Here is a 6,168-nt window from a genome sequence, read left to right as displayed (position 1 = left end):
CGAACCCACAATCCCCACACACCACGCTATTACTATCTGTTAGGCACGATCTAGCGAATTTTACGCCGGAACACCCCCACATATATGGGGAAAACGCTGGTTACTCCACACCGCAAAATGGATTTGCTGCGGAACACCCCCACATATATGGGGAAAACATTCACCATCAGCACCATTTTCGAGGTGATCTCGGAACACCCCCACATATATGGGGAAAACCTGATAATGGTGGTACGAGTCGAGTGCTGTAATCGGAACACCCCCACATATATGGGGAAAACTTAGCACGATCGCCATCCGTGCGAGATACAAACCGGAACACCCCCACATATATGGGGAAAACGATTGAAGCCTTAGATCGAAAGACAGAGCAAGCCGGAACACCCCCACATATATGGGGAAAACGACGAACTCCAGTAATATAAACTTTACCTTTTGCGGAACACCCCCACATATATGGGGAAAACTCTTCCATAATATGCGATCTTATCTAGGTTTTACGAAATTCATACCTCCTATGTCCGATCGAGTCCTAATGAAATTACTGGGTTTCAGCTATTAGCTCTGGAGAAATCTCCTGAGATTTTCACCAACTCGGCAAAAATTCAAGAACTATTGCCGACATCGAAGATCGATTAGATGAGTAAGCTGGTTTTCACCAATAATAGCCCTTCCACATCAACCAACATCCGACCAGGATTGCCCAAAGTTTTCGCCTTAAAGCCCTGCTCGTTATTAGCTGGATAGATCATCATCGCCGAACCCTTGCCGAGTTTCTGCTCGATCTCCAGCCATAGTTCCTCGCGTACCAACGCCGAGATCCGTCCAGTGAAGACACCAGCCTTGACTTCAAATAGCCACCGACTGAGTTCGCCCCTGACACTAGTACGGACATTTTCGAGAATGATGACCACCATTAGTTATCCCCCCAGTTTTTGCCGCCTTCCACCCATTCCAATTGGTCGTCCCAAAGGAAGCAAAATGGCTCTGCTTCATCATCGGGATTGCCATATTGCAAGAGTCGATCGATATCGGCGACAATCCGGTGCATCAGCCGAGCATCGCTAAATTTTTCCCGACACATCCGACGGACAGTCGAATCTAGATCGGTATAGGGACTAGCTACAGCTTCAAAGGCAGCCGGAATCGTCGTTTCCGCCTTGTACAAGTCAGCAATATCATAGACAAAGGATAAAGGTTTACCTGTGTGGACAAAACCTAGAGCTGGAGAGTAACCCACTGAATGAACGGCAGACTGACAGACAGCATACAGACAGCTATTAGAGATCGATAGAGCCTGATTTATCGGCGTAGCATCATGCCAATTCTCCTGCTTGTAGTCGCGATTTTTCCACTCTACTCCAGTTCGATCGCTCAATTGACGGTAGAGAGTTCGCACTCGCACCCCCTCATGTCCGCGAATCTGTTGCAGGGTAAGATCCTCCGGTAGGTTATCCTTAAACCGAAATTGATACATGCCCCGCACGACAGCGAGTCTTTTAATCGAGTCAGCCCAGATATTGACTTGGTGTAGCAGTCGTTTGGTATTGCCCGAACTGCCTTTGCCACTGGCATAGAAGCGAAATAAATCCGCACCCACCCACTGCACATCGCAGGCACTTTCAGCCAGAGCTTTGATCGCTGCATGAGTAATATTCGTACCAGGACCAAGCAATAGAGTGGCAATACTGGCACAGGGAATCAGAAATTTATCCTTTTCCTTGAAAATTGCGATCGCTCGCTCGTCCTGTTCGATTCTGCAATGCTCAAAATAGAGAAAACTAATGTTGTCTCTGCATTTTGGTAATGTGCGTAATGTAGCCATAGTTAGTAGTTATTTCCATAATTTTTAGTTGCGGTAGAGCAAATTTGTGTTGATGGTTCTAGATTAACTAATCAACTCGGCAGAAAACTTTCCGGGTTGAGAATTAAGATCGATCGAAATTGATAATCAGAAAGCCGTGCGATTGAAATCGCCGCTCGGATTACGAAGTCCGCCTACGCGGACTAGAAAATTCAGTCCGCGTAGGTGGACTTCGCATCATTAGCGACGACTTCTAGTCGTTGTAAAATCCCAATTATCCTGGCTCTCTAGTAACTCAATTTGGACAAAGATAATAAACCACATCCATAAGATTTACCCTTACCGATCCCTTGCCGAACAGCCTTCACAAATAATGCTGAATCTTGCACCTTGAGAACGCCTTGAAATAATGCCGTGTGAATTTTGATTTGGGGTTGACCCTTGGCTTTTGCGCCCCATAAATTAGCCGCTGGAATAATATCCAGCCCCTCTACACTGAAACTATGCTGGGCGGCTTGTCGTGTAAACCAAGCCTCTTGGTCGGGTTGATAATATAAACCGACAGTTTTTCTCGTTTCCTTGTCACGTTTGCTGGGATTAGCTTTGAGCCGGAATCGGAGCAGTCGATCGACCGAAAATTGACTGACTTCTGGCTGAAATGGTTTACACTGCTGCTGACGGAGATAGGTCAAAGGCAATTTACCCCAATCTGGCTCTAATTCTGACTGCACTAGCAGGACATTACTATCGGATTCGAGCCTGAATAATACCTGCCAATTCGCTCGTGCTTGCTCCCGTTTTTCATCGGGAAATGCTTGCATGATACTTCGATGCAGATTGTGAATATTGCCGAGATCGTGGAGTACCTTGCGATCGCGATCGTTCAAAATTAGTTGGGAGAGATACATGTCACCACCTCCAGATATTTTGTCTCTACACATCGACTACCAAATAATCGTTTTTGCCAATCCAGGGGCACATCTCGCCGCGTATCCAAGCCATTTTCGACCTCCAACACGTACCGCAATTCGGGAGGGTGTTTCGGCTTTTTTGACAAATTGGAGTGCTGCTGAAGGGCTGTGACTAGCTCTGAGTCAACAATTCCAATCCCGATCGGACAGCTAGGAATGAAGCTTTTGCGCCCGAAGTAAAGCTGCCAGCAAGGAGATTCTAGAGCAATATTAAGGGTTTCGAGTAGAGATCGATCGCCTTCTAGCCCAACCAGATAATCGGCATCAGCCATATAATATCGATCGCTCAAAACCGTATCACCTGGTTTACCGCTAGATCTGATGCTATCCATCACGGTGTGATAGTCGCATAACATCACGCCTTCTCGATCGACTCTCACCCCCATTTTGAGGGCTGCTAAATCATCAACTGGTTCCCAGCGGGGACGACCGAGGGCGGCACAGAGCAGCCCAATTACTGCCGATTTGGTTGGTTCTCGTCGCGTGTCGCGGATAGTGAAGCGGCTATGGTCGCCCCAACTCATCATCGGCGCACGCATTCGCATTAATAAAGTTGTCATAGTGACTAGGCTCCTGGAAATGCGATCGCGAAAGCAGCGGTTAGCAGCTCTTCAACTGAGTCTTTCTCTTCGCTTTTGAGATTTGTTAAACCTGCGGCTAATTTCGATCGAGTAACTACGCCAACATACTCAGTTTTGTTACCGTACATTTTAATCAGATCTGCCCAATGAGCATCGATCGCTATTACGGCATTATCTAGTAAGCTTTTGTTACCATTAGGACGCACGGGTTCTTCAAAAGCATCGACGAGCGAAATTGGTTGACCCTTACGAACTACTACCATTACTAAAGCTGGTGGAGTGTGTGCCGCAAAACTATTTTGATGTCCGCTAGGAATGGCTTGCACAAAAGCTTGTGCAAAGGCTTTAACTACATCTTGTACCGATTCTGATGAGCCAAGATTCTTGGTTAGTTGCTCGATATCGACATTGGTATATCGATAATAAGTCGAGCTATTATAGCCTGTCTCACCAATATGATCTGCACCTTGGTCTTCACCAGATCCCAGATCGTCTACAGCGGTAAAGAAATCGAATTCCTGTTGTAAAGTATTCACACTAATCGCGTGTGCCATTTGCACCGAAGCATCAACATTAACGGTAGGTAATGCCGCCATCATTCGCCCAAACAACGCCACATCGCCAGGTTTACCTTTATCAGCTAAAGCTTTTTCAATCAGTTTAGGGACGTTGGGTTCTTTAGTTGGCAGACTTGGTTCTTTTGCTTGGAGGCTAGGTTCAATTGCCGACCAGTTTTTAGTCAAAATATCGGCAATTGTGGCAATTTCTGTTCTACCCAAAAAGAGAATTGTTTTAGACTCGACTACCCCATCGCCTTCAATTTTGGCTCCTAGCACTGCTAGCGCAAGTTTTGCAGCAATTTCAGCCTGTGCCTCTGCAATATTTGCATTAAGTAATAGTTGTTTTAGTTCTGGCATCCATGCTCTCGAACGTTGGGCAAAATGGGAGGGTTGCAGATCTGAATTTTGTTGGTAGAACAGTCTGACAGCCCGTTTTTGGCATTGGCTAGAGATTCTGGCTCTGGGACGACCACCAAAAACAGTGGATTTTGGCATCCCATTTTCGTCGCGATTGAGGTTGGCAGGAGGGAAGCTTTGGAGAATGTGAATTTCAATTTTCATGATGATAAATTCCTAGTTTGTGGACGGATAGAAATGATTAGTGGCGTTGCTGATTCCATGTATGATTCACCAATTATGCGATGTATGAAACCTTGGTAGGGGCAATTCATGAATTGCCCCTACCAAGGGTTTCATACATCAATTCAGCAACGCCTGATTAGTCAATGTCAGTAATTAATTTGAATTCCCCATCTAGGATTCTTCCCTCTTATTCCCCTCCTCGGAGGGGTTAGGGGTGGGTTCCGAATCGGCAACAGCAGCACCCCAAAAGGTTCTTGCCCATCGATCTTGGATATACTGATTGGAGTGTTCCCATTGCAGTAGATCTACTAAAAGCTGAGGATAATCAACGCGAACACCTTTAGATTTCATCTGACGAACCAAATTAGTCAAAGGCGATCGAATATCTGTCAAAGAAGTATCTAGTAATGCCCGAAAGCGACGATCTACACCTCCAGAATCATTACTACTATCTAGTCCCCGACAACTAGATCCAAAATTTCGTTGCTCTGCTCTAATTTCCTGGGGATAATAAGCCGATAAAGCAGCAACTAAAATCCAGACATCTTGCTGCCACTCTTTTACATCTCCTAAATAAGGTAAAACTAGAGCATAAGTATTCCGAATATGTCGTTCTTCACCCGATAATGCTCGTTTGAGTTCGGCTTTGGCTCCATTATCTTTGTCAATCCGTTTATGTAAACTGGCTAAGAATTTTTCGGCTCGTTCTAGCTGTGGTGACTTGTTCGATTTAGTGGTAGTCATAATAGTGCAAGTTGTTGATTAGCTGGAACTTTTTTACTAGTTTTCTTAGTCTTTTTATCTTTTTCTTCACCCCGTAATTTAGCTAGTTGGAACTCTAGAGATCGCAGTGCTTTGGCTCTAGCTTCATAGTTGCGGATAGACTCGATCGAATCTGTAAATGCTCGACGGGCGGCTCTTTGAACGGTTTCTGTCCAGAGTGGTAATTCCTTGATTCCGTAGGTGGTGCCATTAGCATCGATCGTTTTATCCTCTGGTAGTTTTGCGAGTAGAATCTGGAACTCTCGATCGAGTGTTGCCCAATATCGAGATTCTCCATTTAGAGTTCCAGCTAGTTTGCCAGCATCACCATTCTTTAGAGTTTCAGCTAAAGTATGATATGGACTACCTTTGAACGATCTAAATATTTGTTGATGTTCTTCAGCGATTTTCAGTGCTTTTGATAAACTACTCCACAAATCTCGATTAGTTAGATAAATTATTGGTGCAGAAAATTGTGCGCTAGTCCATCCCAACGGTTTAGCATTATCAACAGTCAATCCTAGAACTTGAAGATGAATGATTTCTTCAATTAGATCCGCATCTTTTAGATCCGCAATCCAATCGATAATACGTGGACGAACTGACGAATCAGATGATTGAAGAAATACAGCAGAATCTCGCCAAAGAGATCGATCTAAATTAAGTCGAAGTGGAAACGAACCTTTCGGATTTTTTACATAAGGAATAGCACATTCCCAAGTTTGTGCTGATAAATCTCTTGGCAATTTATCACCAGGATGAGATGCTGCGCTAACCACGTTTTCACCCTCAAGAAATATTCGACATCTTCGATATTGATAGGTCAAATGATCGACATATCCCGATGGGATGCGGTTGGCAGGTGGAAATAAAGGACGTTCCCAACTGGGTGAATCTTCGCCATTAAA

General features: G+C 44.9%; 7 protein-coding genes and 1 CRISPR repeat array. All 7 genes read right to left on the bottom strand.

The window, feature by feature from the left end; translation table 11 throughout:
- Positions 1 to 66 precede the first annotated feature (66 nt).
- A CRISPR array of direct repeats spans positions 67 to 467; the repeat unit is 29 nt; unit sequence CGGAACACCCCCACATATATGGGGAAAAC.
- Between the two features lie 168 nt (positions 468 to 635).
- Entirely contained in the window at positions 636 to 917 is a 282-nt protein-coding gene (gene cas2e, locus RMO55_RS06415) for a type I-E CRISPR-associated endoribonuclease Cas2e (protein ID WP_310425012.1), read from the bottom strand.
- A complete protein-coding gene (gene cas1e, locus RMO55_RS06410; RefSeq protein WP_310425010.1) occupies positions 917 to 1,825 on the bottom strand; it encodes a type I-E CRISPR-associated endonuclease Cas1e in 909 nt (302 codons plus the stop codon). The genes cas2e and cas1e overlap by 1 nt, the downstream gene beginning before the upstream one ends.
- 266 nt (positions 1,826 to 2,091) lie before the next feature.
- Positions 2,092 to 2,712 (bottom strand): type I-E CRISPR-associated protein Cas6/Cse3/CasE, encoded by a 621-nt coding sequence (gene cas6e, locus RMO55_RS06405; RefSeq protein ID WP_310425007.1) that lies wholly within the window; start codon positions 2,710 to 2,712, stop codon positions 2,092 to 2,094.
- Complete coding sequence (gene cas5e / locus RMO55_RS06400; RefSeq protein WP_310425005.1) at positions 2,694 to 3,335, bottom strand: type I-E CRISPR-associated protein Cas5/CasD; 642 nt, start codon at positions 3,333 to 3,335, stop codon at positions 2,694 to 2,696. Before cas5e ends, cas6e begins: the two co-directional genes overlap by 19 nt.
- A gap of 5 nt (positions 3,336 to 3,340) precedes the next feature.
- Positions 3,341 to 4,477: a type I-E CRISPR-associated protein Cas7/Cse4/CasC gene (cas7e, locus tag RMO55_RS06395; RefSeq protein WP_310425002.1), complete on the bottom strand. Its 1,137-nt coding sequence runs from the start codon at positions 4,475 to 4,477 to the stop codon at positions 3,341 to 3,343.
- A gap of 192 nt (positions 4,478 to 4,669) precedes the next feature.
- Entirely contained in the window at positions 4,670 to 5,242 is a 573-nt protein-coding gene (casB, locus tag RMO55_RS06390) for a type I-E CRISPR-associated protein Cse2/CasB (RefSeq protein WP_310424999.1), read from the bottom strand.
- On the bottom strand, positions 5,239 to 6,168 hold a 930-nt coding region (casA, locus tag RMO55_RS06385; RefSeq protein WP_310424997.1), incomplete at its 5' end, for a type I-E CRISPR-associated protein Cse1/CasA. The genes casA and casB, both read right to left, overlap by 4 nt.

This window comes from Chamaesiphon sp. VAR_48_metabat_135_sub (assembly GCF_031418915.1).
In the GTDB taxonomy this organism is placed as follows: Bacteria; Cyanobacteriota; Cyanobacteriia; order Cyanobacteriales; family Chamaesiphonaceae; genus Chamaesiphon.
The sequence above is the reverse complement of the archived record's forward strand: the minus strand, read 5'-3'. Positions and strand labels throughout refer to the sequence as shown.